Origin of the sequence: Enterobacter cloacae subsp. cloacae ATCC 13047 (assembly GCF_000025565.1) — a bacterium.
Lineage (GTDB): Bacteria > Pseudomonadota > Gammaproteobacteria > Enterobacterales > Enterobacteriaceae > Enterobacter > Enterobacter cloacae.
The window spans coordinates 4,781,636-4,808,208 of the sequence record NC_014121.1; the positions used below are offsets into that span (position 1 = coordinate 4,781,636).

At 51.5% G+C, this 26,573-nt stretch carries 31 protein-coding genes, 2 tRNA genes, 4 rRNA genes and 1 pseudogene; 9 read left to right on the forward strand and 29 right to left on the reverse strand.

Annotation, left to right across the window (positions count from 1 at the left end):
- The first annotated feature begins 48 nt into the window (after positions 1 to 48).
- From ECL_RS23205 to ECL_RS23215, 3 genes are read left to right on the forward strand one after another with little or no spacing between them, the layout of a single operon-like run.
- Positions 49 to 1,230, forward strand: coding sequence for an amino acid ABC transporter permease (locus ECL_RS23205; protein WP_013099003.1), 1,182 nt, complete (start codon positions 49 to 51; stop codon positions 1,228 to 1,230).
- A gap of 9 nt (positions 1,231 to 1,239) precedes the next feature.
- A complete protein-coding gene (locus tag ECL_RS23210) occupies positions 1,240 to 2,343 on the forward strand; it encodes an amino acid ABC transporter permease (protein ID WP_013099004.1) in 1,104 nt (367 codons plus the stop codon).
- Positions 2,344 to 2,350: 7 nt separating this feature from the next.
- Positions 2,351 to 3,109, forward strand: a complete 759-nt coding sequence (locus ECL_RS23215; protein WP_013099005.1) for an amino acid ABC transporter ATP-binding protein — start codon at positions 2,351 to 2,353, stop codon at positions 3,107 to 3,109.
- 106 nt (positions 3,110 to 3,215) lie between these two features.
- Here the strand turns inward: ECL_RS23215 and rrf (ECL_RS23220) are convergent.
- From rrf (ECL_RS23220) to ECL_RS23245, 6 genes are all read right to left on the reverse strand, one after another.
- Positions 3,216 to 3,331 (reverse strand): 5S ribosomal RNA (rrf, locus tag ECL_RS23220).
- Between the two features lie 43 nt (positions 3,332 to 3,374).
- Positions 3,375 to 3,450 (reverse strand) — tRNA-Thr (locus ECL_RS23225).
- Positions 3,451 to 3,464: 14 nt separating this feature from the next.
- Positions 3,465 to 3,580 (reverse strand): 5S ribosomal RNA (gene rrf / locus ECL_RS23230).
- 63 nt (positions 3,581 to 3,643) lie between these two features.
- Positions 3,644 to 6,548: ribosomal RNA gene (locus tag ECL_RS23235) — 23S ribosomal RNA — on the reverse strand.
- Positions 6,549 to 6,731: 183 nt separating this feature from the next.
- Positions 6,732 to 6,807, reverse strand: a tRNA-Glu gene (locus ECL_RS23240).
- Positions 6,808 to 6,891: 84 nt separating this feature from the next.
- A 16S ribosomal RNA gene (locus ECL_RS23245) occupies positions 6,892 to 8,431 on the reverse strand.
- Together the 16S, 23S and 5S rRNA genes with 2 tRNA genes alongside form the textbook arrangement of a ribosomal RNA operon.
- Positions 8,432 to 8,904: 473 nt before the next feature.
- Between ECL_RS23245 and ECL_RS23250 the strand changes: the two genes are divergently transcribed.
- A complete protein-coding gene (locus tag ECL_RS23250) occupies positions 8,905 to 9,459 on the forward strand; it encodes a gamma carbonic anhydrase family protein (protein WP_013099006.1) in 555 nt (184 codons plus the stop codon).
- Here ECL_RS23250 and ECL_RS23255 read toward each other — a convergent pair.
- The 6 genes and pseudogenes from ECL_RS23255 to dprA all read right to left on the reverse strand — a co-directional run bounded on the left by ECL_RS23255 (position 9,435) and on the right by dprA (position 13,218).
- Positions 9,435 to 9,683, reverse strand: a pseudogene (locus ECL_RS23255) (DUF1488 family protein). The gene ECL_RS23250 and the pseudogene ECL_RS23255 overlap by 25 nt on opposite strands.
- The gene (gene aroE, locus ECL_RS23260) at positions 9,680 to 10,498 is read right to left on the reverse strand and encodes a shikimate dehydrogenase (protein WP_044159246.1); all 819 of its coding nucleotides are present in this window, start codon (positions 10,496 to 10,498) and stop codon (positions 9,680 to 9,682) included. Before aroE ends, ECL_RS23255 begins: the two are co-directional and overlap by 4 nt.
- A 4-nt stretch (positions 10,499 to 10,502) precedes the next feature.
- Positions 10,503 to 11,075 carry an L-threonylcarbamoyladenylate synthase type 1 TsaC gene (gene tsaC, locus ECL_RS23265; protein WP_038420961.1) on the reverse strand — a complete coding sequence of 191 codons (573 nt, stop codon included), beginning with the start codon at positions 11,073 to 11,075 and terminating at the stop codon, positions 10,503 to 10,505.
- Entirely contained in the window at positions 11,068 to 11,622 is a 555-nt protein-coding gene (locus tag ECL_RS23270; protein ID WP_013099010.1) for a DNA topoisomerase family protein, read from the reverse strand. The genes tsaC and ECL_RS23270 overlap by 8 nt, the downstream gene beginning before the upstream one ends.
- A gap of 26 nt (positions 11,623 to 11,648) precedes the next feature.
- A complete protein-coding gene (gene smg / locus ECL_RS23275; RefSeq protein WP_013099011.1) occupies positions 11,649 to 12,122 on the reverse strand; it encodes a DUF494 family protein Smg in 474 nt (157 codons plus the stop codon).
- A complete protein-coding gene (gene dprA, locus ECL_RS23280) occupies positions 12,094 to 13,218 on the reverse strand; it encodes a DNA-protecting protein DprA (RefSeq protein ID WP_044157682.1) in 1,125 nt (374 codons plus the stop codon). The genes smg and dprA overlap by 29 nt, the downstream gene beginning before the upstream one ends.
- Positions 13,219 to 13,345: 127 nt before the next feature.
- Here dprA and def point away from each other — a divergent pair, with 127 nt between their 5' ends.
- The 5 genes from def (at position 13,346) to mscL (ending at position 18,122) form a co-directional block, all read left to right on the forward strand.
- Positions 13,346 to 13,855 carry a peptide deformylase gene (gene def / locus ECL_RS23285; RefSeq protein WP_013099013.1) on the forward strand — a complete coding sequence of 170 codons (510 nt, stop codon included), beginning with the start codon at positions 13,346 to 13,348 and terminating at the stop codon, positions 13,853 to 13,855.
- 25 nt (positions 13,856 to 13,880) lie between these two features.
- Entirely contained in the window at positions 13,881 to 14,828 is a 948-nt protein-coding gene (gene fmt / locus ECL_RS23290; RefSeq protein WP_013099014.1) for a methionyl-tRNA formyltransferase, read from the forward strand.
- Between the two features lie 52 nt (positions 14,829 to 14,880).
- Positions 14,881 to 16,167 (forward strand): 16S rRNA (cytosine(967)-C(5))-methyltransferase RsmB, encoded by a 1,287-nt coding sequence (gene rsmB, locus ECL_RS23295; protein WP_044159249.1) that lies wholly within the window; start codon positions 14,881 to 14,883, stop codon positions 16,165 to 16,167.
- A gap of 22 nt (positions 16,168 to 16,189) precedes the next feature.
- Positions 16,190 to 17,566, forward strand: coding sequence for a Trk system potassium transporter TrkA (gene trkA, locus ECL_RS23300; protein WP_013099016.1), 1,377 nt, complete (start codon positions 16,190 to 16,192; stop codon positions 17,564 to 17,566).
- A gap of 145 nt (positions 17,567 to 17,711) precedes the next feature.
- On the forward strand, positions 17,712 to 18,122 hold the full coding sequence (gene mscL, locus ECL_RS23305; RefSeq protein WP_013099017.1) for a large-conductance mechanosensitive channel protein MscL: 411 nt from the start codon (positions 17,712 to 17,714) through the stop codon (positions 18,120 to 18,122).
- On the opposite strand, the gene ECL_RS23310 is transcribed toward mscL, so the two are convergent.
- From ECL_RS23310 to rpsN, 17 genes are all read right to left on the reverse strand, one after another.
- The gene (locus ECL_RS23310) at positions 18,119 to 18,334 is read right to left on the reverse strand and encodes an alternative ribosome-rescue factor A (RefSeq protein ID WP_013099018.1); all 216 of its coding nucleotides are present in this window, start codon (positions 18,332 to 18,334) and stop codon (positions 18,119 to 18,121) included. The genes mscL and ECL_RS23310 overlap by 4 nt on opposite strands.
- 57 nt (positions 18,335 to 18,391) lie before the next feature.
- A complete protein-coding gene (zntR, locus tag ECL_RS23315; protein ID WP_013099019.1) occupies positions 18,392 to 18,817 on the reverse strand; it encodes a Zn(2+)-responsive transcriptional regulator in 426 nt (141 codons plus the stop codon).
- Positions 18,818 to 18,819: 2 nt separating this feature from the next.
- Positions 18,820 to 19,188, reverse strand: coding sequence for a DnaJ family domain-containing protein (locus ECL_RS23320; RefSeq protein WP_013099020.1), 369 nt, complete (start codon positions 19,186 to 19,188; stop codon positions 18,820 to 18,822).
- A gap of 107 nt (positions 19,189 to 19,295) precedes the next feature.
- Positions 19,296 to 19,682 (reverse strand): 50S ribosomal protein L17, encoded by a 387-nt coding sequence (gene rplQ / locus ECL_RS23325; RefSeq protein WP_001216372.1) that lies wholly within the window; start codon positions 19,680 to 19,682, stop codon positions 19,296 to 19,298.
- A 40-nt stretch (positions 19,683 to 19,722) separates the two neighbouring features.
- A complete protein-coding gene (locus ECL_RS23330) occupies positions 19,723 to 20,712 on the reverse strand; it encodes a DNA-directed RNA polymerase subunit alpha (RefSeq protein WP_002919219.1) in 990 nt (329 codons plus the stop codon).
- Between the two features lie 25 nt (positions 20,713 to 20,737).
- Complete coding sequence (gene rpsD / locus ECL_RS23335) at positions 20,738 to 21,358, reverse strand: 30S ribosomal protein S4 (protein WP_003863314.1); 621 nt, start codon at positions 21,356 to 21,358, stop codon at positions 20,738 to 20,740.
- A 32-nt stretch (positions 21,359 to 21,390) separates the two neighbouring features.
- On the reverse strand, positions 21,391 to 21,780 hold the full coding sequence (gene rpsK, locus ECL_RS23340) for a 30S ribosomal protein S11 (RefSeq protein WP_003031137.1): 390 nt from the start codon (positions 21,778 to 21,780) through the stop codon (positions 21,391 to 21,393).
- Positions 21,781 to 21,796: 16 nt separating this feature from the next.
- On the reverse strand, positions 21,797 to 22,153 hold the full coding sequence (rpsM, locus tag ECL_RS23345; protein ID WP_013099021.1) for a 30S ribosomal protein S13: 357 nt from the start codon (positions 22,151 to 22,153) through the stop codon (positions 21,797 to 21,799).
- Positions 22,154 to 22,299: 146 nt separating this feature from the next.
- On the reverse strand, positions 22,300 to 22,416 hold the full coding sequence (gene rpmJ, locus ECL_RS23350) for a 50S ribosomal protein L36 (protein WP_000868187.1): 117 nt from the start codon (positions 22,414 to 22,416) through the stop codon (positions 22,300 to 22,302).
- A gap of 31 nt (positions 22,417 to 22,447) precedes the next feature.
- Positions 22,448 to 23,779: a preprotein translocase subunit SecY gene (gene secY, locus ECL_RS23355; RefSeq protein WP_003863305.1), complete on the reverse strand. Its 1,332-nt coding sequence runs from the start codon at positions 23,777 to 23,779 to the stop codon at positions 22,448 to 22,450.
- Between the two features lie 7 nt (positions 23,780 to 23,786).
- On the reverse strand, positions 23,787 to 24,221 hold the full coding sequence (gene rplO / locus ECL_RS23360; RefSeq protein ID WP_013099022.1) for a 50S ribosomal protein L15: 435 nt from the start codon (positions 24,219 to 24,221) through the stop codon (positions 23,787 to 23,789).
- A gap of 3 nt (positions 24,222 to 24,224) precedes the next feature.
- Complete coding sequence (gene rpmD, locus ECL_RS23365) at positions 24,225 to 24,404, reverse strand: 50S ribosomal protein L30 (RefSeq protein WP_003863301.1); 180 nt, start codon at positions 24,402 to 24,404, stop codon at positions 24,225 to 24,227.
- Between the two features lie 6 nt (positions 24,405 to 24,410).
- A complete protein-coding gene (gene rpsE, locus ECL_RS23370; RefSeq protein ID WP_003863299.1) occupies positions 24,411 to 24,911 on the reverse strand; it encodes a 30S ribosomal protein S5 in 501 nt (166 codons plus the stop codon).
- A gap of 14 nt (positions 24,912 to 24,925) precedes the next feature.
- Positions 24,926 to 25,279, reverse strand: a complete 354-nt coding sequence (gene rplR / locus ECL_RS23375; RefSeq protein WP_013099023.1) for a 50S ribosomal protein L18 — start codon at positions 25,277 to 25,279, stop codon at positions 24,926 to 24,928.
- 9 nt (positions 25,280 to 25,288) lie between these two features.
- Positions 25,289 to 25,822: a 50S ribosomal protein L6 gene (rplF, locus tag ECL_RS23380; RefSeq protein WP_013099024.1), complete on the reverse strand. Its 534-nt coding sequence runs from the start codon at positions 25,820 to 25,822 to the stop codon at positions 25,289 to 25,291.
- A gap of 12 nt (positions 25,823 to 25,834) precedes the next feature.
- Entirely contained in the window at positions 25,835 to 26,227 is a 393-nt protein-coding gene (gene rpsH / locus ECL_RS23385) for a 30S ribosomal protein S8 (RefSeq protein WP_013099025.1), read from the reverse strand.
- Between the two features lie 33 nt (positions 26,228 to 26,260).
- A complete protein-coding gene (rpsN, locus tag ECL_RS23390; RefSeq protein ID WP_013099026.1) occupies positions 26,261 to 26,566 on the reverse strand; it encodes a 30S ribosomal protein S14 in 306 nt (101 codons plus the stop codon).
- Positions 26,567 to 26,573: the final 7 nt, after the last annotated feature.

Sequence of the window (26,573 nt, forward strand, 5' to 3'; positions counted from 1 at the left end):
CTGTGAACGCAGTGCCCACTCCAGAGTCATGGTTACCGAGGTTTCTTTATGTTCCATCGCCGCTCCCCCGTAAAAGGATCGTTATCCTTTTCTCATCCCGCGGTCCGCGCCTGGCTATTCCAGATTATTGCCATTCTTGCGGTTGTTCTTATCGCCATTTATTTAATTCATAACACGGTTACCAACCTGAATAATCGCGGTATTACCTCCGGCTTTGCTTTTCTGGATCGCAGTGCGGGTTTTGGCATTGTTCAGCATCTTATTGACTATCAGGAAGGCGATACCTACGGCCGCGTGTTCCTCGTCGGTTTACTCAATACACTGCTGGTCTCCGCGCTGTGTATTGTTTTCGCCTCCATACTGGGCTTTTTTATTGGCCTCGCTCGCCTGTCAGATAACTGGCTGCTGCGAAAGCTGTCCACCATTTACATTGAGACGTTCCGTAATATCCCGCCGCTGCTGCAGATTTTTTTCTGGTATTTCGCCGTACTGCGTAACCTTCCGGGCCCACGTCAGGCTGTCGATGCCTTCGATCTGTTTTTCCTGAGCAACCGTGGGCTCTATATTCCTTCTCCTGAACTCGCAGAAGGGATATATGCTTTTATCGCCGCGATTATCATCGCGCTCGCCCTCTCTGCCGGGCTATTTCGCTATAACCGCAAACATCAGATCAAAACCGGGCAGCTTCGCAAGACATGGCCAATTGCGGCGCTTTTGATTATCGGTCTGCCGCTACTGACACACTGGCTTTTTGGTGCCGCGTTACACTGGGATGTCCCACATCTGCGGGGCTTTAACTTCCAGGGCGGGATGGTATTAATTCCTGAACTGGCGGCCCTGACCCTGGCCCTTTCCATTTATACGTCTGCGTTTATTGCCGAAATCATTCGGGCGGGGATCCAGGCAGTCCCGCATGGACAGCACGAGGCAGCACGCTCTCTGGGGTTACCTCATACGGTAACGCTTCGACAGGTCATTATTCCACAGGCGTTACGGGTCATCATTCCGCCCCTGACCAGCCAGTACCTCAATATTGTCAAAAACTCGTCGCTGGCAGCCGCTATTGGCTACCCGGATATGGTGTCACTGTTCGCCGGAACCGTGCTTAACCAGACAGGACAGGCCATTGAAACCATTGCCATCACTATGTCCGTCTATCTGATTATCAGCCTGGCGATCTCGTTGCTGATGAACCTGTATAACCGCCGTATTGCACTGGTTGAGCGCTAAGGAACTATGATGACAAAAGCGATACTGTCGCACTCTTCGCGTCCTGCCAACCCGACAGGTGGGCGTTTTATTCTCTGGGCGCGTAAGAATCTGTTCTCCAGCTGGGGTAACAGTCTGCTGACAATAATTTGTCTGTGGCTGATGTGGGAGTTGATCCCGCCACTCATTAACTGGGCTTTCTTGCAGGCTAACTGGGTCGGTTCAACCCGGGCAGATTGTACAAAAGCTGGCGCTTGCTGGGTGTTTATCCACGAGCGTTTTGGTCAGTTCATGTATGGATTGTATCCGCACGAACAACGCTGGCGAATCAATCTGGCGCTGGTTATTGGGCTGCTCTCCATCGCCGTGATGTTCTGGAAAAGGCTGCCGCAACGCGGACAGTACATCGCCTGCTGGGCGGTGGTGTATCCGATTGTTGTGTGGGTGCTGTTGTACGGTGGTTTCCTGGGGCTGGAACGCGTGGAAACCCGACAGTGGGGCGGCTTAACGCTGACGCTGATTATTGCTTCTGTTGGGATCGCTGGCGCGCTGCCGTGGGGCATTTTACTGGCGCTTGGCCGTCGCTCAAAAATGCCCGTTGTCCGTGTGCTCTCGGTTATTTTCATTGAGTTCTGGCGCGGTGTACCGCTTATTACCGTCCTTTTTATGTCTTCGGTCATGCTGCCATTGTTTATGGCAGAAGGCACGACGATAGACAAACTGATCCGTGCCCTGGTAGGAGTCATTCTGTTCCAGTCAGCCTACGTTGCGGAAGTGGTGCGTGGCGGTCTGCAGGCATTGCCTAAAGGGCAGTATGAGGCTGCGGAATCACTGGCGCTCGGTTACTGGAAAACACAGGGGCTGGTGATACTTCCGCAGGCACTCAAGCTGGTTATCCCTGGGCTGGTGAACACGATCATCGCCCTCTTCAAAGATACCAGCCTCGTGATCATTATCGGATTGTTCGATCTCTTTAGCAGCGTGCAACAGGCAACGGTTGACCCTGTCTGGCTTGGCATGTCCACCGAAGGATATGTCTTTGCTGCTCTGATCTACTGGATCTTTTGTTTTAGCATGTCGCGCTATAGCCAGCATCTGGAAAAGCGCTTTAACACCGGGCGTACACCGCACTGAGGAAATTATGAGCCAAATAACTATGACACCCGCCGACGCGATGATTACGCTTGAAAACGTAAATAAATGGTACGGGCAATTTCACGTCCTGAAAGATATCAATCTTAAGGTCAAGCAGGGCGAACGCATTGTCCTTTGCGGCCCTTCCGGGTCCGGGAAATCGACAACCATTCGCTGCATCAATCACCTTGAGGAGCATCAACAGGGGCGTATTGTTGTTGATGGTATCGAACTGAATGAAGATATTCGCAACATCGAACGCGTGCGTCAGGAAGTCGGGATGGTGTTTCAGCACTTTAACCTGTTCCCCCATCTGACGGTGCTGCAGAACTGTACGCTTGCGCCGATTTGGGTGCGCAAAATGCCAAAAAAGGAAGCTGAAGCGTTAGCGATGCACTATCTGGAACGTGTACGTATTGCTGAACACGCCAATAAATTTCCAGGCCAGATATCGGGTGGCCAGCAGCAGCGTGTGGCTATCGCCCGTTCACTGTGCATGAAGCCCAAAATTATGCTTTTTGATGAGCCAACTTCAGCGCTGGATCCTGAAATGGTGAAAGAAGTTCTGGATACCATGATTGGGCTGGCGCAATCTGGAATGACTATGCTGTGCGTGACTCACGAAATGGGGTTCGCCAGGACCGTGGCTGACCGGGTGATCTTTATGGATCGCGGAGAGATTGTTGAACAGGCGCCACCGGATGAGTTCTTTGCGCATCCGAAGTCAGAACGCACGCAAGCATTCCTGTCACAGGTGATTCACTAGTCGTTTGTTATGCCGGGTGGCGGCTTCGCCGTACCCGGCCTACGCTGTGTGCCGTGTAGAAATGCAAAAAGGCCATCCTTTCGGATGGCCTTTTCACTTGTTTGATGTCTGGCAGTTCCCTACTCTCACATGGGGAAACCCCACACTACCATCGGCGCTACGGCGTTTCACTTCTGAGTTCGGCATGGGGTCAGGTGGGACCACCGCGCTAAAGCCGCCAGACAAATTCTTTTACTTCTTGCCGAACTTTAACCTAAGTATAAAGTGGTGCTGATACCCAGAGTCGAACTGGGGACCTCACCCTTACCAAGGGTGCGCTCTACCAACTGAGCCATATCAGCACACTAAATTTGATGCCTGGCAGTTCCCTACTCTCACATGGGGAGACCCCACACTACCATCGGCGCTACGGCGTTTCACTTCTGAGTTCGGCATGGGGTCAGGTGGGACCACCGCGCTAAAGCCGCCAGGCAAATTCTGTTAATCTGTATCAGGCTGAAAATCGTCTCTTCGCCAAAACATCTTCGGCGTTGTAAGGTTAAGCCTCACGGTTCATTAGTATCGGTTAGCTCAACGCATCGCTGCGCTTACACACCCGACCTATCAACGTCGTCGTCTTCAACGTTCCTTCAGGAGACTTTAAGTCTCAGGGAGAACTCATCTCGGGGCAAGTTTCGTGCTTAGATGCTTTCAGCACTTATCTCTTCCGCATTTAGCTACCGGGCAGTGCCATTGGCATGACAACCCGAACACCAGTGATGCGTCCACTCCGGTCCTCTCGTACTAGGAGCAGCCCCCCTCAATTCTCCAGCGCCCACGGCAGATAGGGACCGAACTGTCTCACGACGTTCTAAACCCAGCTCGCGTACCACTTTAAATGGCGAACAGCCATACCCTTGGGACCTACTTCAGCCCCAGGATGTGATGAGCCGACATCGAGGTGCCAAACACCGCCGTCGATATGAACTCTTGGGCGGTATCAGCCTGTTATCCCCGGAGTACCTTTTATCCGTTGAGCGATGGCCCTTCCATTCAGAACCACCGGATCACTATGACCTGCTTTCGCACCTGCTCGAGCCGTCACTCTCGCAGTCAAGCTAGCTTATGCCATTGCACTAACCTCCTGATGTCCGACCAGGATTAGCTAACCTTCGTGCTCCTCCGTTACTCTTTGGGAGGAGACCGCCCCAGTCAAACTACCCACCAGACACTGTCCGCAACCCGGATTACGGGTCTACGTTAGAACACCAGCCATTAAAGGGTGGTATTTCAAGGATGGCTCCACGCAGACTGGCGTCCACGCTTCAAAGCCTCCCACCTATCCTACACATCAAGGACCAGTGTTCAGTGTCAAGCTATAGTAAAGGTTCACGGGGTCTTTCCGTCTTGCCGCGGGTACACTGCATCTTCACAGCGAGTTCAATTTCACTGAGTCTCGGGTGGAGACAGCCTGGCCATCATTACGCCATTCGTGCAGGTCGGAACTTACCCGACAAGGAATTTCGCTACCTTAGGACCGTTATAGTTACGGCCGCCGTTTACCGGGGCTTCGATCAAGAGCTTCGCGTTACCGCTAACCCCATCAATTAACCTTCCGGCACCGGGCAGGCGTCACACCGTATACGTCCACTTTCGTGTTTGCACAGTGCTGTGTTTTTAATAAACAGTTGCAGCCAGCTGGTATCTTCGACTGATTTCAGCTCCACCCGCAGGGGCTTCACCTACATATCAGCGTGCCTTCTCCCGAAGTTACGGCACCATTTTGCCTAGTTCCTTCACCCGAGTTCTCTCAAGCGCCTTGGTATTCTCTACCTGACCACCTGTGTCGGTTTGGGGTACGATTTCGTGTTACCTGATGCTTAGAGGCTTTTCCTGGAAGCAGGGCATTTGTTACTTCAGCACCGTAGTGCCTCGTCATCACACCTCAGCGTTAAAAGGTACCGGATTTACCTGGAACCTCCGCCTACATGCTTAAACCGGGACAACCGTCGCCCGGCTAACATAGCCTTCTCCGTCCCCCCTTCGCAGTAACACCAAGTACAGGAATATTAACCTGTTTCCCATCGACTACGCCTTTCGGCCTCGCCTTAGGGGTCGACTCACCCTGCCCCGATTAACGTTGGACAGGAACCCTTGGTCTTCCGGCGAGCGGGCTTTTCACCCGCTTTATCGTTACTTATGTCAGCATTCGCACTTCTGATACCTCCAGCAACCCTCACAGGCCACCTTCAACGGCTTACAGAACGCTCCCCTACCCAACAACGCATAAGCGTCGCTGCCGCAGCTTCGGTGCATGGTTTAGCCCCGTTACATCTTCCGCGCAGGCCGACTCGACCAGTGAGCTATTACGCTTTCTTTAAATGATGGCTGCTTCTAAGCCAACATCCTGGCTGTCTGGGCCTTCCCACATCGTTTCCCACTTAACCATGACTTTGGGACCTTAGCTGGCGGTCTGGGTTGTTTCCCTCTTCACGACGGACGTTAGCACCCGCCGTGTGTCTCCCGTGATAACATTCTTCGGTATTCGTAGTTTGCATCGGGTTGGTAAGCCGGGATGGCCCCCTAGCCGAAACAGTGCTCTACCCCCGAAGATGAGTTCACGAGGCGCTACCTAAATAGCTTTCGGGGAGAACCAGCTATCTCCCGGTTTGATTGGCCTTTCACCCCCAGCCACAGGTCATCCGCTAATTTTTCAACATTAGTCGGTTCGGTCCTCCAGTTAGTGTTACCCAACCTTCAACCTGCCCATGGCTAGATCACCGGGTTTCGGGTCTATACCCTGCAACTTAACGCCCAGTTAAGACTCGGTTTCCCTTCGGCTCCCCTATACGGTTAACCTTGCTACAGAATATAAGTCGCTGACCCATTATACAAAAGGTACGCAGTCACACCACGAAGGTGCTCCCACTGCTTGTACGTACACGGTTTCAGGTTCTTTTTCACTCCCCTCGCCGGGGTTCTTTTCGCCTTTCCCTCACGGTACTGGTTCACTATCGGTCAGTCAGGAGTATTTAGCCTTGGAGGATGGTCCCCCCATATTCAGACAGGATACCACGTGTCCCGCCCTACTCTTCGAGTTCACAGCCTGTGTGCTTTCGTGTACGGGACTTTCACCCTGTACCGTGCGACTTTCCAGACGCTTCCACTAACACACAAGCTGATTCAGACTCTGGGCTGCTCCCCGTTCGCTCGCCGCTACTGGGGGAATCTCGGTTGATTTCTTTTCCTCGGGGTACTTAGATGTTTCAGTTCCCCCGGTTCGCCTCGTTAACCTATGTATTCAGTTAACGATAGTGCAACGGATTGCACTGGGTTTCCCCATTCGGACATCGCCGGGTCAAGGGTTCATATCACCTCGCCGGCGCTTTTCGCAGATTAGCACGTCCTTCATCGCCTCTGACTGCCAGGGCATCCACCGTGTACGCTTAGTCGCTTAACCTCACAACCCGAAGATGTTTCACTTCTGATTGCGAAAATTTGAGAGACTCGAACACACCATTAAAGATGTGTCGTTTCAATTTTCAGCTTGATCCAGATTTTTAAAGAGCAAATATCTCAAACATGACTCGCAAGTCAGTTTTGAGATATGACGGCAGGTGACTTTCACTCACGAACCAGCAAGTGGCGTCCCCTAGGGGATTCGAACCCCTGTTACCGCCGTGAAAGGGCGGTGTCCTGGGCCTCTAGACGAAGGGGACGTACAGTCTCAATCGCAAGACGCCTTGCTATTTACTTTTCATCAGACAATCTGTGTGAGCACTACAAAGGCAGGTTCTTTAAGGTAAGGAGGTGATCCAACCGCAGGTTCCCCTACGGTTACCTTGTTACGACTTCACCCCAGTCATGAATCACAAAGTGGTAAGCGCCCTCCCGAAGGTTAAGCTACCTACTTCTTTTGCAACCCACTCCCATGGTGTGACGGGCGGTGTGTACAAGGCCCGGGAACGTATTCACCGTAGCATTCTGATCTACGATTACTAGCGATTCCGACTTCATGGAGTCGAGTTGCAGACTCCAATCCGGACTACGACGCACTTTATGAGGTCCGCTTGCTCTCGCGAGGTCGCTTCTCTTTGTATGCGCCATTGTAGCACGTGTGTAGCCCTGGTCGTAAGGGCCATGATGACTTGACGTCATCCCCACCTTCCTCCAGTTTATCACTGGCAGTCTCCTTTGAGTTCCCGGCCGGACCGCTGGCAACAAAGGATAAGGGTTGCGCTCGTTGCGGGACTTAACCCAACATTTCACAACACGAGCTGACGACAGCCATGCAGCACCTGTCTCACAGTTCCCGAAGGCACCAATCCATCTCTGGAAAGTTCTGTGGATGTCAAGACCAGGTAAGGTTCTTCGCGTTGCATCGAATTAAACCACATGCTCCACCGCTTGTGCGGGCCCCCGTCAATTCATTTGAGTTTTAACCTTGCGGCCGTACTCCCCAGGCGGTCGATTTAACGCGTTAGCTCCGGAAGCCACGCCTCAAGGGCACAACCTCCAAATCGACATCGTTTACGGCGTGGACTACCAGGGTATCTAATCCTGTTTGCTCCCCACGCTTTCGCACCTGAGCGTCAGTCTTTGTCCAGGGGGCCGCCTTCGCCACCGGTATTCCTCCAGATCTCTACGCATTTCACCGCTACACCTGGAATTCTACCCCCCTCTACAAGACTCCAGCCTGCCAGTTTCGAATGCAGTTCCCAGGTTGAGCCCGGGGATTTCACATCCGACTTGACAGACCGCCTGCGTGCGCTTTACGCCCAGTAATTCCGATTAACGCTTGCACCCTCCGTATTACCGCGGCTGCTGGCACGGAGTTAGCCGGTGCTTCTTCTGCGGGTAACGTCAATTGCTGCGGTTATTAACCACAACACCTTCCTCCCCGCTGAAAGTACTTTACAACCCGAAGGCCTTCTTCATACACGCGGCATGGCTGCATCAGGCTTGCGCCCATTGTGCAATATTCCCCACTGCTGCCTCCCGTAGGAGTCTGGACCGTGTCTCAGTTCCAGTGTGGCTGGTCATCCTCTCAGACCAGCTAGGGATCGTCGCCTAGGTGAGCCGTTACCCCACCTACTAGCTAATCCCATCTGGGCACATCTGATGGCAAGAGGCCCGAAGGTCCCCCTCTTTGGTCTTGCGACGTTATGCGGTATTAGCTACCGTTTCCAGTAGTTATCCCCCTCCATCAGGCAGTTTCCCAGACATTACTCACCCGTCCGCCACTCGTCACCCGAGAGCAAGCTCTCTGTGCTACCGTTCGACTTGCATGTGTTAGGCCTGCCGCCAGCGTTCAATCTGAGCCATGATCAAACTCTTCAATTTAAAAGTTTGATGCTCAATGAATTAAACTTCGTAATGAATTACGTGTTCACTCTTGAGACTTGGTATTCATTTTTCGTCTTGCGACGTTAAGAATCCATGTCACTTTGAGTGCCCACACAGATTGTCTGATAAATTGTTAAAGAGCAGTTGCGACGCGCTTCAGCGCTCTGTCGCGAGGTGGCGTATATTACGCTTTCCTCTTTCAGAGTCAACCCTGATTTTCAGGATTTTTTCTCTTCAACCGACCGGGCTGTTTGTGAAGTGATTCACATCCGCCGTGTCGATGGAGGCGCATTATAGGGATCCCATTTTTTAGCACAAGTATTTTTTAGATCTTTTTTTCTGACTGATGATTTTCCGCGCTTTTCGCTGAAATCCCGCCCGATCTGCTTAAATATTGACGTATTTTGCCTTGCCTCGTTCCAAAAATATGATCAAAGTCTTCTGTATAGCGCTCATCTGTCGAGGTAGATATGTCTGCAGTACTACGTCCGTATAAAGATCTGTTTCCACAAAAAGGCGATCGCGTGATGATCGATGCCAGCAGTGTGGTCATTGGCGATGTCCGAATGGCCGATGATGTCAGCATCTGGCCGCTCGTTGCGATCAGGGGAGACGTTAACTATGTGGCAATTGGCGCACGCACTAATATTCAGGATGGCAGCGTGCTGCATGTCACCCACAAATCCTCATATAACCCGGACGGCAATCCACTTGTTATAGGAGAAGATGTTACCGTCGGCCATAAAGTCATGCTTCACGGCTGCACTATCGGAAACCGGGTGCTGGTTGGCATGGGATCGATCCTGCTGGATGGTGTCATCGTAGAGGATGATGTGATGATTGGTGCCGGGAGTCTTGTCCCTCAACATAAACGGCTCGAAAGCGGTTATCTCTATTTAGGCAGCCCGGTAAAGCAGATCCGCCCCTTAACAGAAGCGGAAAGAGAAGGTCTGAAATATTCAGCGAATAATTACGTGAAATGGAAAGATGAGTATCTGGATCAGGACAGCCAGACCCAGCCCTGATCGTCTTCCTGCTGATCGCGGATCAAATCGCTGGCTTCTTCTTCAAGATCCCAGCGATTTTCGCAAAACACCTATAATGGATTTGAGCCACCAAAGCGGCGCTTGAGCGTTTCACCGCTAATGGCACATGTCAGTTGCATCCCATGCACGAGCACCGGGAAACAGACCGCTTGCTTACTCTCATCCCACTGTTCTCTGTCGGGAAAGTGAATCGCCTGGTTCACGCCATAAGTTCCTGTTTCAGCTTTTCAATGACGGGTTCGACAGCAGGTAATACACCGTGCCAGAGCAAGACTGCATGCGCAGCCTGCCCCACCAGCATGCCCAGACCATCAGCCAGCTGTTTCGCGCCGTGTTGTTCACACCAGCTAAGGAAAGGAGTTTTCCCTTTCTGATAAAACATGTCGTAGCAATAGAGGTGGCTGTTTACCAAAGAGGACGGGATCGCCGGTACTTCCCCACCAATGCCGCTGGAGGTGGCATTAATGATAAGATCAAATTCATGGTGGATAAGATCATCAAGAGCCACCGCACTCACGCTGCCAGTATGCGCAAACAACGCCGCCAACGCTTCCGCCCGGGAAAAGGTGCGATTGGTAATGGTCACTGCACAATCCAGTGAAAGGAGCGGTAACAGTACGCCTCGCGATGCCCCACCAGCACCAATCAACAGAACCCGGAACCCGGGTTTAATAAATGAGAGTCTTTCCAGATCGCTAAGTAAGCCGATTCCGTCAGTGTTGTCACCCAGAAGGCGTCCATCCTCCAGCCGTTTAAGCGTATTCACGGCACCCGCAAGAGACGCGCGCTCAGTTAATTCATCCGCACGTTCAAAGGCTTCTTCTTTAAAAGGCACCGTCACATTGGCACCTTTACCACCCGCGTCAAAAAAAGCATTCAGGGTAGTAACAAAGGCATCAACAGGTGCCAGCACCCGGCCATAGGGATGATCAATCTGCAGTTGTTCAGCAAACTGCTGATGGATCAGCGGAGACTTGCTGTGTGCGATCGGATTACCAAAAACGGCATAGGTTTCCATCATATTACCCCTGGCGAAAACGTTCGCCGGTCAAGGCGTCGCGGATTTCCGACGGATTAAGACGACCTCCGGTTTCACCGACGGCTACCGGGAAGTCATTCCCGAACTGCGCCAGCACCTCTTCGGTGCTCCGGCAAGGAGGCTGCCCGGTAAGGTTGGCACTGGTTGAGACCAGCGGTTTACCAAACGCCAGACATAGCTCTACCACCAGCGGATGATCGGTGACACGGACAGCGAGGGAATCGAAACGCCCTGTTAACCAGCGTGGCGTAGTTGGCTGCGCCGGGAAAACAAAGGTCACCGGCCCTGGCCACGCCGAAAAGATGGTATCCCGTTGTGCTGGCGTGAGCATGGAATCATCAATATAGGGTTTAAGCTGCTCATAATTAGCAGCGATCAAAATCAATCCTTTTTCGACAGGTCTCTGTTTTAGCGTAAGTAAGCGATTCACAGCTGTCTCGCTGTCAGGATCGCAACCGACCCCAAAGACAGCTTCTGTTGGATAGGCGATGACTTCTTCATTTTTCAGGACCTCCACTGCGTGCGCAATGGATCCTGTTGGCAGGTTATTATTCACTGATTTCATCCGCCGAAACCGGCTTTCCACATTGTTTACTGGCGCAAAAGCGTTTCATACCTTGCGCCGTTTTCTTCTCTATAAGTAACGGATAATCGCAATGAGGGCAGGTACCCGCTACCGGTTTGAAATTGATAACGAACTGGCATTCAGGATAACGATCGCAGGAATGGAAGGTTTTACCAAAACGAGAACGACGCTGTACCAGTTGTCCGCGCTGGCACTGGGGGCAGGCGATTGCCGTTTCATCTGGCTTATCAATTTGTTCCGTATGTTCACATTCAGGATAGCGACTGCAACCAATGAACATACCAAAACGGCCCTGCCGTAACGCCAGTTCGCCTCCACACTTCGGGCAAAGCTGCCCCTCCAGAATTTTAACGATATGTCCGTCCGCCTGGCTTTTCAGGGGACGAACATAATCACATTCCGGATAGTGTGAACAACCGAGAAACGGACCGTGTTTCCCGGACCGAATGACAAGTTCAGCCCCGCACTGTGGGCAGGGCTCGTTTTTATGCACCGTGAACAGTGCTGATTTGGCCATAACAACTCTTGGTGCTGCACATTGAATTAGTGCAGCATACCTTCATTCACTTCAAAGAGTAATTCTTCCATTTGCTGATAGGCATTTTCACAGCCTGGAATATTAAACAGAACCATCAGGATCACCCACTTGAGGTCATCCAGTTCGAACTCTGCCGTATCCAGCGCCATAACACGCTCTATCACCATTTCTCTTGTTTCGAGGTTTAGCACCTGAATCTGCTCAAGGAATAAGATGAATCCCCGGCAGCTGGCGTCCAGCCTTTCACACTCTTCAGCGGTATAAATGCGCACAGACAATGGGTCAGAAGCAAGCTGCATCGGTTCGGCAAGGCCTTCCTGATAATCAGCCAGTTTTTCCAGCCACATCAACGCATTATAAATATCTTCCCGTTCAAACCCCGCATCGGTAAGATCCTGTGTCAATTTGTCCTGATCCACTCGCATTTCTGCTTCGTTATGGATGTAAGTCTCAAACAAATACATCAGTACGTCGAACATGGCTTGCCCTCCTCAATCGGACATAGCCGCCGGGTACAGCTGCGATCCACCCTGCTAACTCCAGTTCGAGTAGCTGTGCTACCGTTACTGGCACAGGTTGGCCGGCACGTTCAGCGACAACGTCAACAGGTGTTACCTCATCTCCTACGTTAGCCAGGAGGCTGGGAAATGGCAATGCCACCTTCTCCTGATCTGATGAAAAATGTCGCTTTTCGGGTTCATCTGTTAACCAGTGCAAGCCATATTGCAAATTTTCAAGGATGTCCTCGACGCTCGTCACAGGCGTTGCCCCCTGCTTGATGAGCCAGTGGGGGCCCTCACACCCCGGGTTACCTATCGGGCCAGGTAAGGCAAAGACTTCTCGCCCCTGTTCTAGCGCATACCGTGCCGTGACGAGTGAGCCGCTTCTTAAAGCGGCCTCCACCACCAGCACGCCCAGACTCAGACCGCTGATGATTCGGTTACGACGTGGAAAATTTGCCGGCCAGGGCGGCGCTGACAGCGGGAACTCTGACACAATAGCCCCCTCTGATTCGATAAGCCGTGCAGCCAGAGCCTGATGCCGACGGGGATAAATGCTAAACAGCCCGTTTCCAAGCACCGCGACACTTCGCCCTTTTACAGACAGCGCGGCGTGATGAGCGACGCCGTCAATACCGCAGGCCAGCCCACTGGTGATCGTGAAACCACTTTGTGAAAGTTGTTCGCACAGGATTTTCCCCCATCGCTCACCGTACCAGGATGGCGCGCGGCTACCCACAACCGCCAGTTGAACGGTAATAAGGGCTTCAGGATTGCCTTTAATAAACAATGCGCTGGGGTAGTCAGGGATCGTGCGAAGTAAAGGGGGATAACGAGGATCATCCGCCGTCAGCAGATGGTTCTCCGGCTGTTCAAGCCACGCCAGATTTCGTTGCAGTTCATTTTCATCAAGCGCAAAGAACTGTTGAGCCTGTTTTGTTGACAGCCCGGCATCTCTGACAACGGCATCATCAATCCTTGTCTGCATAAGTAGTCGCGCTGCCGCTGCGAGCATCTGATCACCACACAGAGAGCCTGTGTGGATTAGCCGTAACCATATCTCCGTCGACGTCATCCTTTTCCCTGCCATAAGCAGCCTCTGCAATCATTGCGATTGGTCACGGATGCTGTCAATCGATGGGGGATTTGTCTAGAATAGAGATAGTATTCTTATCAACTCCTGAACACGACTCTGGAAATTTATGGCAGTTTTGCAAGTGTTACATATTCCGGACGAGCGCCTTCGCATCGTCGCTGAACCGGTCAAAGAAGTGAATGCAGAAATTCAGCGTATCGTTGATGATATGTTCGATACCATGTACGCCGAAGAAGGCATTGGTCTTGCGGCAACTCAGGTGGACATTCACAAGCGTATTATCGTGATCGACGTTTCTGAGAATCGCGATGGCCGTCTGGTGCTGATCAACCCTGAGCTGTTGGAAAAGAGCGGTGAAACAGGTATTGAGGAAGGTTGTCTGTCCATTCCTGAACAGCGTGCTTTAGTTCCACGTGCCGAAAAAGTGAAAATTCGCGCCCTGGATCGTGAAGGCAACCCGTTCGAACTGGAAGCAGACGATCTGCTGGCGATTTGTATTCAGCATGAGATGGATCACCTGGTCGGTAAACTGTTTATCGATTACCTCTCACCATTGAAGCAGCAGCGTATTCGTCAGAAAGTAGAGAAACTGGATCGTTTGCGCTCCCGCGCATAACATCCCCCCGGATACAAGGATCATCGTGTCTAAAACACTACGTATTATCTTCGCGGGTACCCCTGATTTTGCAGCGCGTCATCTTGACGCGCTGTTATCTTCTGGCCACCAGGTTGTTGGCGTGTTTACCCAACCGGATCGCCCGGCAGGCCGTGGTAAAAAGCTCATGCCCAGCCCGGTGAAAGTGCTGGCAGAAGAACATGGGTTACCCGTTTACCAGCCCGCATCCTTACGACCTCAGGAAAATCAGCAACTTGTTGCCGATCTCAATGCTGATGTCATGGTGGTGGTGGCTTACGGCTTAATTCTGCCAAAAGTCGTGCTTGATATGCCTCGTCTGGGGTGTGTCAACGTACATGGTTCGTTGCTTCCACGCTGGCGTGGCGCGGCACCGATCCAGCGCTCGCTGTGGGCGGGTGATGCTGAAACCGGCGTCACCATCATGAAGATGGATGTAGGTTTAGACACCGGCGACATGTTGTATAAACTGGCCTGTCCAATTACCGCCGACGACACCAGTGCCACGCTGTATGACAAACTGGCGGATCTGGGTCCACAAGGACTCATCAAAACCTTGCAGCAGCTTGCTGATAATACGGCTACCCCTGAAGTTCAGGATGAGACCCTGGTGACCTACGCCGAAAAACTCAGCAAAGAAGAGGCGCGGGTCGACTGGTCCCTCTCCGCCGCACAGCTTGAGCGTTGCATTCGCGCCTTTAATCCGTGGCCAATGAGCTGGATGGTGATCGATGAGCAACCTGTTAAAGTCTGGAAAGCGTCCGTCATTGAAGGCAATACGTCTGCTGAGCCGGGTACAATTATCGAAGCCAGCAAAAATGGTATCCAGGTGGCAACCTCGGAAGGGATCCTGAATCTGGAATCACTGCAGCCCGCGGGTAAAAAGGCAATGAGTGCTCAGGATCTGTTAAATTCCCGTCGCGAATGGTTTATCCCTGGCTCTCGCCTTGCCTGAGCAAATTTATTCTTAAGGCCCGGTGTTTCCGGGCATTTTTATTTTTACGGTTATGAAAAAACAAAATCTACGCAGTCTGGCGGCACAGGCCGTTGAGCAGGTTGTCGAGCAGGGTCAATCACTGAGTAATGTCCTGCCTCCACTGCAGCAAAAAGTGTCCGACAAAGACAAAGCTCTGCTTCAGGAGCTCTGTTTTGGCGTCCTGCGCACCCTTTCTCAGCTTGAATGGCTGATTAATAAGCTGATGTCGCGCCCAATGACCGGTAAGCAGCGTACCGTCCATTATTTGATTATGGTTGGCTTCTATCAGCTTCTTCATACCCGCATCCCACCTCATGCTGCGTTGGCTGAGACGGTAGAAGGTGCCGTCGCGATTAAACGTCCCCAGCTCAAAGGGCTGATCAACGGCGTACTGCGTCAGTTCCAGCGTCAACAGGAAGAACTTCTGGCAGAATTTGCAAAAAGCGAAACCCGTTTCCTTCATCCTGACTGGCTTCTGAATCGCCTCAAAAAAGCGTATCCGCAGCGGTGGCAGGATATTGCTGACGCAAATAATCAACGTCCGCCGATGTGGTTACGCGTTAACCGTAATCATCATACCCGCGATGCATGGCTGGCCTTGCTGGAAGAAGCCGGAATGAGTGGATTCGCGCATGATGCTTATCCTGATGCCGTGCGTTTAGCCTCCCCTGTGCCGGTGCATGCCTTACCCGGATTCGATGAAGGCTGGGTAACCGTTCAGGATGCCTCTGCTCAGGGCTGTATGACATGGCTCGAACCCAAAAATGGCGAACAGATCCTCGACCTGTGTGCCGCGCCTGGGGGCAAAACAACGCATATTCTGGAAGTCGCACCGCAGGCCAGCGTAATGGCTGTGGATATTGATGATCAGCGACTTTCGCGTGTCTACGACAACCTTAAGCGTTTAGGAATGAAGGCGCAGGTCAAGCAAGGCGACGGACGTAAGCCCACAGAATGGTGCGGCGAGACTCAATTCGACCGCATTTTGCTGGACGCTCCCTGCTCGGCAACCGGCGTTATTCGTCGTCACCCGGACATTAAGTGGCTGCGTCGCGACCGTGATATTAAGGAACTTGCGCAGCTGCAATCCGAGATCCTTGACGCTATCTGGCCACACCTGAAGCCTGGCGGAACGCTGGTCTATGCCACCTGTTCCATTCTTCCGGAGGAGAATAGCCAGCAAATTTCAGCCTTCCTTAAACGCACTCCTGGCGCTACGCTGCGCGATACGGGGACACCGGAGCACCCGGGCCAGCAGAACCTGCCCGGCGCTGAAGAGGGTGATGGCTTCTTTTACGCTAAGCTAATCAAAGAGTGATGTTGAGAACAGGTCACGAGATATGAAGATTATCATTCTGGGCGCAGGACAGGTCGGCGGGACGCTGGCGGAAAACCTTGTAGGTGAAAACAACGACATTACGATCGTCGATACCAACGGCGATCGACTGCGCGTTCTGCAGGATAAATTTGACCTTCGCGTTGTGCAGGGACACGGTTCGCATCCACGTGTCCTCCGTGAAGCCGGTGCTGACGATGCCGATATGTTAGTGGCCGTGACCAGCTCGGATGAGACCAATATGGTCGCTTGTCAGGTGGCCTATTCGCTTTTCAACACGCCTAACCGAATCGCCCGTATCCGCTCCCCGGATTATGTCCGCGATGCGGAAAAACTCTTTAACTCAGAAGCGGTACCAATCGACCACCTTATCGCACCAGAACAACTGGTTATCGATAATATTTATCGCCTGATCGAATATCCCGGCGCACTGCAGGTCGTGAACTTTGCAGAAGGGAAAGTGAGTCTGGCCGTTGTTAAGGCCTATTATGGCGGTCCGTTGATCGGAAACGCGCTGTCTACGATGCGCGAACATATGCCGCATATCGATACCCGCGTCGCAGCCATTTTCCGTCACGACAGACCGATTCGACCTCAGGGCTCGACCATTGTCGAAGCAGGAGATGAAGTCTTCTTCATTGCTGCCTCTCAACATATTCGTGCCGTAATGAGTGAACTTCAGCGCCTCGAAAAGCCCTATAAACGCATCATGCTGGTCGGCGGGGGTAATATCGGCGCAGGTCTCGCTCGCCGTCTGGAAAAAGACTATAGCGTGAAGTTGATCGAGCGCGATCAACAGCGCGCCTCTGAACTTGCTGAAAAACTACAAAACACGATCGTGTTTTATGGCGATGCATCAGATCAGGAATTACTGGCAGAAGAGCATATCGATCAAGTTGATCTGTTTATTGCCGTCACCAACGACGATGAAGCAAATATTATGTCCGCCATGCTCGCCAAGCGCATGGGAGCAAAAAAGGTCATGGTACTTATTCAGCGTCGTGCCTATGTTGACCTGGTGCAGGGGAGCGTAATTGATATTGCGATTTCACCGCAGCAGGCAACGATTTCCGCACTGTTGAGCCACGTTCGTAAAGCAGACATTGTTGGTGTGTCCTCACTGCGTCGCGGCGTCGCTGAAGCCATTGAAGCTGTCGCTCACGGTGATGAAACCACATCGCGCGTAGTGGGTCGCGCCATCGATGAAATTAAGCTGCCACCCGGCACAATTATCGGCGCCGTAGTACGCGGGAATGATGTCATGATTGCCAATGATAATTTGCGTATTGAACAAGGCGATCACGTTATTATGTTCCTGACCGATAAAAAATTTATTACCGACGTCGAACGTTTATTCCAGCCAAGTCCATTCTTCCTGTAATGATTCAGGTGCTCGCGATAGAGCACCTGAGTATTATCCTTCTGATTCCTGTGCCTTTTATTTTCATAACGTTTATTTATCCCCAATGGCAATTAGCTAATCATTTGTTAAACTTATAGTCGTCAGCTGGCACAAGGAGAACATAATGAGTTTTGTTAAAGAATTTCGCGAATTTGCGATGCGCGGAAATGTGGTGGATTTGGCAGTGGGTGTCATTATTGGTGCAGCGTTCGGCAAGATCGTTTCATCTTTAGTGGCTGATATCATCATGCCACCTTTAGGGCTATTAATTGGGGGCATTGATTTCAAACAATTCGCCTTCACGCTTCGGGAAGCACAGGGGGATATCCCGGCAGTGGTGATGCACTATGGCGTGTTTATTCAGAACGTATTTGATTTCGTGATCGTCGCGTTTGCCATTTTTATGGCCATCAAGCTTATCAACAAGCTCAACCGTAAAAAAGAAGAACCTGCTGCGGCGCCCGCGCCTACGAAAGAAGAAGTATTACTGACTGAAATTCGCGATCTGTTAAAAGAGCAGAATAACCGCGTTTAACAGCTAAAAGCAGGAAGGCCAGTGGTAAATAAGCGATTCGCTTGCTTGCCACTGGCCTCCCAGTTCCCCCGTTTTGCATGTTTGTTTTTGCGCAGATAACTTCCCTTCCCTTTTTTGTTCTTTTCAACTCGCTGTCGAAAAAGCGGGTCGTGAAGCAAAGCCTCAATGGCATTATCTTTAATTTGTCCCTTCGTATGCTGATAGTGACTCATAATTTCTCCTGAACATGATTAATGTCGAGGGGAGTCTAGACCCGGACTGATAAAAAATCAACAACCCCGGGTTTCTCCACTTGCCCCTTGTTCAAGGGCCTCCAGAATAGAACAATAGACACTGCTGTGGGCCGTACCACAGCACGCATCATTCAACCTTTGCAGAGAGCGCTGCATGGTTTGCAGTTCCTGAATACGCGCTTCAACTTCATCCAGCCTGGCCTGGACAATGCTTTTCGATTCCTGGCAGGTGTGATGTGCCGGATCGATACGGATCGACAATAACTCACGGATCGAATCCAGCGTGAATCCCAGTTGGCGTGCATAACGAATAAACCGCAGCCGTTGCAGATCGTTGTCGGTATAGAGGCGGAACCCACCTTCGGTGCGCACCTCATGATCAATCATCTGCTGTTTTTCATAGTAGCGGATGGTATCCGGCGTCACGTTAGCAAGCTTTGCAAGTTCACCGATACGATACATGGCTATTCCTCATTTATTTTCTGCATCAGTCTTTCACTATACTCGCCGTGCAGAAAATCAGTCGCAATTCCTGCCTGTCGTAGCTTGAGTTCAACCAGAGCCAACCGCCGGCTTAGTTCTCCATGACGGGGATCGTCTTTCCGTATCCCTTTTAGCAGGTCAGTAAGCTCAATCGCCTCTTTGCGCTGTTCAAGCTCGGGAGGCAGACACCCCGCATTTTTCAGTAAGCGATATCCAGCCCGTAGTTCAGGGGGTATATGCGAATCATCTTCCAGTATTAGCGGTTCACCGCTACCGGACAGGTTATCGAATTCGCCTTTTGTTTGGGCATCGCGAATATGGCGTTCTGCCCACTGGTCGAGCAACCACATCATAAACTCCAGGGGATGAACAAAATTAATACAGATATTGTAGAGAAGTGGGGATAGTGCGGATATAAAAAAACCCGCCGGAGCGGGTTTTTTTACGTTACTGCAGATTACTCTGCAGCAGCTTCTGCTTTCGACTCAGAACGATCAACCAGCTCGATGTAAGCCATCGGAGCGTTGTCGCCTGCGCGGAAGCCACACTTCAGAATGCGAGTGTAACCACCGGCACGGCTCGCGAAACGCGGGCCCAGCTCGTTAAACAGTTTTGCCACGATCTCGTTATCACGAGTACGGGCGAATGCCAGACGACGATTAGCAACGCTGTCAGTCTTGGCAAGAGTAATCAGCGGCTCAACTACACGACGCAGCTCTTTCGCTTTAGGCAGGGTCGTCTTGATGATTTCATGACGAACCAGTGAACCTGCCATGTTGCGGAACATAGCCTGGCGATGGCTGCTGTTGCGGTTCAGTTGACGACCACTCTTACGATGGCGCATGACCTTATCCTTCTCAGTAAAACCTTAACCTGTGATCCGGTTACTCGTCAGCAATGCTTGCTGGTGGCCAGTTTTCCAGGCGCATGCCCAGAGACAGACCACGTGAAGCCAGCACGTCTTTAATCTCAGTAAGAGATTTTTTACCCAGGTTCGGCGTTTTCAGCAACTCAACCTCGGTACGCTGTACCAGATCACCGATATAGTGGATAGCTTCTGCCTTGAGGCAGTTAGCAGAGCGGACAGTCAATTCGAGATCGTCAACAGGGCGCAGCAGGATCGGATCGAATTCTGGTTTCTCTTCTTTCACTTCCGGCTGACGTACATCACGTAAGTCAACGAAAGCTTCCAGTTGTTCTGCCAGGATGGTTGCCGCACGACGAATCGCCTCTTCAGGATCGATTGTGCCATTGGTTTCCATTTCGATGACCAGCTTGTCCAGGTCGGTACGCTGTTCTACACGCGCTGCTTCAACATTGTAGGCAATACGCTCTACAGGGCTGTAGCATGCGTCGACCAGCAGACGGCCGATTGGGCGCTCATCTTCTTCCGAATGAATTCGGGCAGAAGCCGGCACATAACCACGACCGCGCTGAACTTTGATACGCATGCTAATAGCTGCGTTCTCATCGGTCAGGTGGCAGATCACGTGCTGCGGCTTGACGATTTCAACATCACCGTCGTGGGTGATGTCGGCTGCAGTCACAGGGCCAATGCCAGATTTATTCAGAGTAAGAATAACTTCATCTTTACCCTGAACTCTCACCGCCAGCCCTTTCAGGTTGAGCAGGATTTCAAGGATATCTTCCTGAACGCCTTCTTTGGTGCTGTACTCATGAAGTACACCATCAATCTCAACCTCGGTCACCGCGCAACCCGGCATCGATGAGAGCAGAATACGGCGCAGTGCGTTACCCAGAGTATGGCCAAAGCCACGCTCTAAAGGCTCAAGGGTCACCTTGGCGTGCGTCGAACTCACTTGCTCGATATCTACCAGGCGCGGTTTTAGAAACTCTGTCACAGAACCCTGCATTGTGTCCTCTCTTTGGTACTAAGCTTTACTTGGAGTAAAGCTCGACGATCAGGTGTTCGTTAATGTCCGCAGACAGATCAGAACGTTCTGGCTGACGCTTGAACGTACCTTCCATCTTGCCAGCATCAACTTCCAGCCAGGTTGGCTTTTCACGCTGCTCAGCCAGCTCCAGAGCGGCTTTCACGCGAGATTGCTTTTTCGCTTTCTCACGAATGCTAACAACGTCATTCGCTTTAACCTGATAAGAAGCGATGTTAACAACACGACCGTTTACCATGATTGCTTTGTGGCTAACCAGCTGGCGTGATTCAGCACGAGTAGCGCCGAAGCCCATACGGTATACAACGTTGTCCAGACGACCTTCCAGCAGAGCCAGCAGGTTTTCACCTGTGTTGCCTTTCAGACGTGCTGCTTCTTTATAGTAGTTACGGAACTGACGCTCCAGCACACCGTAGATACGGCGAACTTTTTGCTTTTCACGCAACTGCACACCATAGTCAGACAGACGCGGTTTACGCGCACCGTGCTGGCCAGGAGCTTGTTCAATTTTACACTTGGTATCGATCGCGCGAACGCCAGACTTAAGGAATAAGTCGGTGCCCTCACGACGGCTCAGCTTGAGCTTAGGACCCAAATATCTTGCCATTTTCTATCTCCAACTAACCTAAAAAACGAGCGTTATACGCGACGTTTTTTCGGCGGACGACAACCGTTATGAGGGATCGGAGTCACATCAGTAATATTAGTGATGCGGAAACCAGCGGCGTTCAGAGCGCGAACAGTAGATTCACGACCCGGACCCGGACCTTTAACCATAACTTCCAGATTCTTGATGCCGTATTCTTTTACGGCTTCTGCGCAACGCTCTGCTGCAACCTGAGCTGCAAACGGAGTGGATTTGCGAGAACCACGGAAACCGGAACCACCGGCTGTTGCCCAACCCAATGCGTTACCCTGACGATCAGTAATAGTAACGATGGTGTTGTTGAAAGAAGCATGGATATGAGCCACGCCGTCAGAGACTTGTTTTCTTACACGTTTACGTGCACGAATTGGTGCCTTTGCCATTATTCAATCACCCCGATTATTTCTTGATCGGTTTGCGCGGACCCTTACGGGTACGTGCGTTGGTCTTAGTACGCTGACCGCGCACTGGCAGACCACGACGATGACGCAAACCGCGATAGCAACCAAGATCCATCAGGCGCTTGATGCTCATGCTGATTTCACGGCGCAGATCACCTTCAACGACAAATTTGGCAACTTCGTCACGCAGCGTGTCGATTTGTCCTTCAGACAGCTCACTGATCTTAACATCTTCAGCGATACCCGCTGCAGCCAGGATGGCTTTAGAACGGGTCTTGCCGATGCCGTAGATCGAAGTTAATGCGATCACAGCATGTTTCTGATCAGGAATGTTAATGCCTGCTATACGGGCCACTATGCACTCCTACTATTTAATATGTACGCACCATGCTGAAAAGCCCGTTTTCAGGATACTCAAATGGAAACGTACAGACATACAAAAGATTGGCTGGCTAATCTAGCCAGCTCAACCCAACTTTGCAAGAAAAATATGCGAAATAATCAGCCTTGGCGCTGTTTATGCTTCGGCTCGGCACTGCAAATCACACGGATGACACCATCACGCTTAACGATTTTGCAGTTACGGCATAATTTCTTGACGGAAGCACGAACTTTCATTTTTACTCTCCGTAACTTCTCAGGCGACCAATTAGCGGCCGTAGCCTTTCAGGTTCGCCTTCTTCAATGCAGACTCATACTGACTGGACATCATCAGAGTTTGCACTTGAGCCATAAAGTCCATAATCACGACAACAACGATAAGCAGTGAGGTCCCACCGAAGTAGAACGGTACTTTCATTGCATCACGCATGAACTCCGGGATCAGGCAGATAAAAGTAATATAAAGCGCACCAACCAAAGTCAGGCGAGTCATTACTTTATCGATATACTTCGCCGTTTGCTCTCCCGGACGAATTCCTGGTACAAATGCACCGGACTTCTTCAGGTTATCTGCTGTTTCACGCGGGTTGAAGACCAACGCCGTGTAGAAGAAACAGAAGAAGATGATCGCAGACGCATAGAGTAACACATAAAGTGGTTGCCCAGGCTGCAAATACAGCGAAATTGTTGTCAGCCAGTTCCAACCAGTACCGCCCCCGAACCATGACGCGATGGTTGCCGGGAACAGAATAATACTGGAAGCGAAGATCGCCGGGATTACCCCTGCCATATTCACTTTCAGCGGCAAATGTGTGCTCTGTGCAGCATAGACACGACGACCCTGCTGACGTTTCGCGTAGTTCACCACAATGCGGCGTTGACCACGTTCAACGAAGACAACAAAGAACGTCACTGCAAATACTAATACTGCAACCAACAGCAACAGGAGGAAGTGCAGGTCGCCTTGACGCGCTTGCTCGATAGTATGGGCGATGGCTGGCGGGAGACCCGCAACAATACCGGCGAAGATAATGATTGAGATACCGTTACCGATACCACGTTCAGTAATCTGTTCGCCGAGCCACATCAGGAACATTGTCCCTGTGACCAGACTAACAACAGCGGTGAAATAGAATGCAAAGCCTGGGTTTAAGACCAGGCCCTGCATACCAGGCATATTCGGAAGACCGGTAGCAATACCGATCGACTGGAATATTGCCAGCACCAGAGTACCGTAGCGGGTGTACTGACTAATCTTACGACGTCCAGACTCCCCTTCTTTCTTCAGTTCTGCCAGGGCCGGATGAACGACCGTCAGCAGCTGGATAATAATGGATGCCGAAATATACGGCATAATACCCAGCGCGAAGATAGAAGCACGGCTGAGAGCACCACCAGAGAACATGTTGAACATTTCAATGATGGTGCCTCGCTGTTGCTCAAGCAGTTTGGCAAGTACAGCGGCATCGATACCAGGGATCGGAATAAAAGAGCCAATACGGAACACAATCAGCGCGCCGATTACAAACAGCAGTCTGCGTTTCAGCTCACCAAATCCACCTTTGGCACTTTGAAAATCTAATCCCGGTTGCTTAGCCATCTGCTACTTATTCCTCAATTTTACCGCCAGCAGCTTCGATAGCAGCACGAGCACCTTTAGTAACACGCAGGCCACGAACAGTTACCGGAGTAGAAACTTCACCAGCCAGGATCACTTTCGCGAACTCGATCTGGATACCGATAATGTTAGCTGCTTTCAGCGTGTTCAGGTCTACAACGCCGCCTTCAACTTTCGCCAGGTCAGACAGACGGACTTCCGCTGTGATCGCTGCTTTGCGAGAAGTGAAGCCGAACTTCGGCAGACGACGGTACAGTGGCATCTGGCCACCCTCGAAACCGCGACGTACGCCACCGCCAGAACGAGAGTTCTGACCTTTGTGACCACGACCACCGGTTTTGCCGAGGCCAGAACCGATACCACGACCCAGGCGTTTACCCGCCTTTTTAGAGCCTTCGGCCGGAGACAGAGTATTTAAACGCATCTCTTACTCCTCAACTTTAACCATGAAGTAAACCGCGTTGACCATACCGCGAACAGCAGGAGTATCCTCGCGCTCAACGGTATGACCAATACGACGCAGACCCAGGCCAAGCAGCGTTGCCTTGTGTTTCGGCAGACGACCGATTGCACTGCGGGTTTGAGTGATTTTAATAGTCTTTGCCATGGTCAATTACCCCAGAATTTCTTCAACGGATTTACCACGCTTGGCAGCGACCATTTCTGGAGAATTCATATTTTCCAGGCCATCAATAGTTGCACGAACCACGTTGATCGGGTTGGTGGAACCGTATGCTTTAGCCAGAACGTTATGAACCCCAGCAACTTCCAGAACGGCACGCATTGCACCACCGGCGATGATACCGGTACCTTCTGAAGCTGGCTGCATGAATACACGAGAACCCGTGTGAACACCTTTAACTGGGTGCTGCAGGGTGCCGTTGTTCAGCGCGACGTTAATCATATTGCGACGGGCTTTTTCCATCGCTTTCTGGATCGCTGCTGGAACTTCACGCGCTTTACCGTAACCAAAACCAACGCGACCGTTACCATCGCCAACAACAGTCAGAGCTGTGAAGGAGAAAATACGACCACCTTTAACGGTTTTAGATACGCGGTTTACCGCGATCAGCTTTTCCTGCAGTTCGCCAGCTTGTTTTTCGATGTGAGCCATCTTACACCTCTACCTTAGAACTGAAGGCCAGCTTCACGGGCAGCATCTGCCAGTGCCTGGACACGACCATGATATTGGAACCCGGAACGGTCAAAGGATACATTGCTGATACCTTTTTCCAGAGCGCGTTCAGCAACAGCTTTACCTACAGCTGCAGCAGCGTCTTTGTTACCGGTGTACTTCAATTGTTCTGCGATAGCTTTTTCTACAGTAGAAGCAGCTACCAGAACTTCAGAACCGTTCGGTGCAATTACCTGTGCGTAAATGTGACGCGGGGTACGATGTACCACCAGGCGAGTTGCACCCAGCTCTTTGAGCTTGCGGCGTGCGCGGGTCGCACGACGGATACGAGCAGATTTCTTATCCATAGTGTTACCTTACTTCTTCTTAGCCTCTTTGGTACGCACGACTTCGTCGGCGTAACGAACACCCTTGCCTTTATAAGGCTCAGGACGACGGTAGGCGCGCAGATCTGCTGCAACCTGACCAATCAGCTGTTTATCAGCGCCTTTCAGCACGATCTCAGTCTGAGTTGGACATTCTGCAGTGATACCGGCCGGCAGCGGATGCTCAACAGGGTGAGAGAAGCCCAGAGACAGGCCTACTGCATTCCCTTTGATCGCTGCACGATAACCTACACCAACCAGCTGCAGCTTCTTAGTGAAGCCTTCGGTAACACCGATAACCATTGAGTTCAGCAGGGCACGCGCGGTACCAGCCTGAGCCCAGCCGTCTGCGTAACCATCACGCGGACCGAAGGTCAGAGCATTATCTGCATGTTTAACTTCAACAGCATCGTTGAGAGTACGAGTCAGCTCGCCGTTTTTACCTTTGATCGTAATAACCTGACCGTTGATTTTTACATCAACGCCGGCAGGAACAACGACCGGTGCTTTAGCAACACGAGACATTTTTTCCTCCGATTAGGCTACGTAGCAGATAATTTCGCCGCCAAGACCAGCCTGGCGCGCTGCACGATCAGTCATAACACCTTTAGAGGTAGAAACAACTGCGATACCCAGACCGGCCATAACTTTTGGCAGCTCATCTTTTTTCTTATAGATGCGCAGACCTGGGCGGCTGACACGCTGAATGCTTTCTACAACAGCTTTACCCTGGAAGTATTTAAGAGTCACTTCCAGTTCCGGCTTGGTGTCGCCTTCAACTTTAAAATCTTCAATAAAACCTTCGTCCTTCAGCACGTTGGCGATTGCCACTTTCAGCTTGGAGGAAGGCATGGTGACCGCAGCTTTATTCGCGGCCTGACCGTTACGGATACGGGTCAGCATATCCGCGATCGGATCTTGCATGCTCATCTGTCTTTACTCCCGTGATTCAATTGGTGACAATTACCAGCTAGCCTTTTTCAAGCCTGGCACTTCACCGCGCATGGCGGCTTCACGCAGCTTAATACGGCTCAACCCGAACTTGCCCACATAACCATGTGGACGACCTGTTTGACGGCAGCGGTTACGCTGACGAGACGGGCTGGAATCACGCGGCAGAGTTTGCAGCTTGAGAACTGCGTTCCAACGATCTTCGTCGGAAGCGTTCACATCAGAGATGATCGCTTTCAGTTCAGCGCGTTTAGCGAAGAATTTATCAGCTAAAGCTACGCGTTTTACTTCGCGTGCTTTCATTGATTGCTTAGCCATTCAGTAA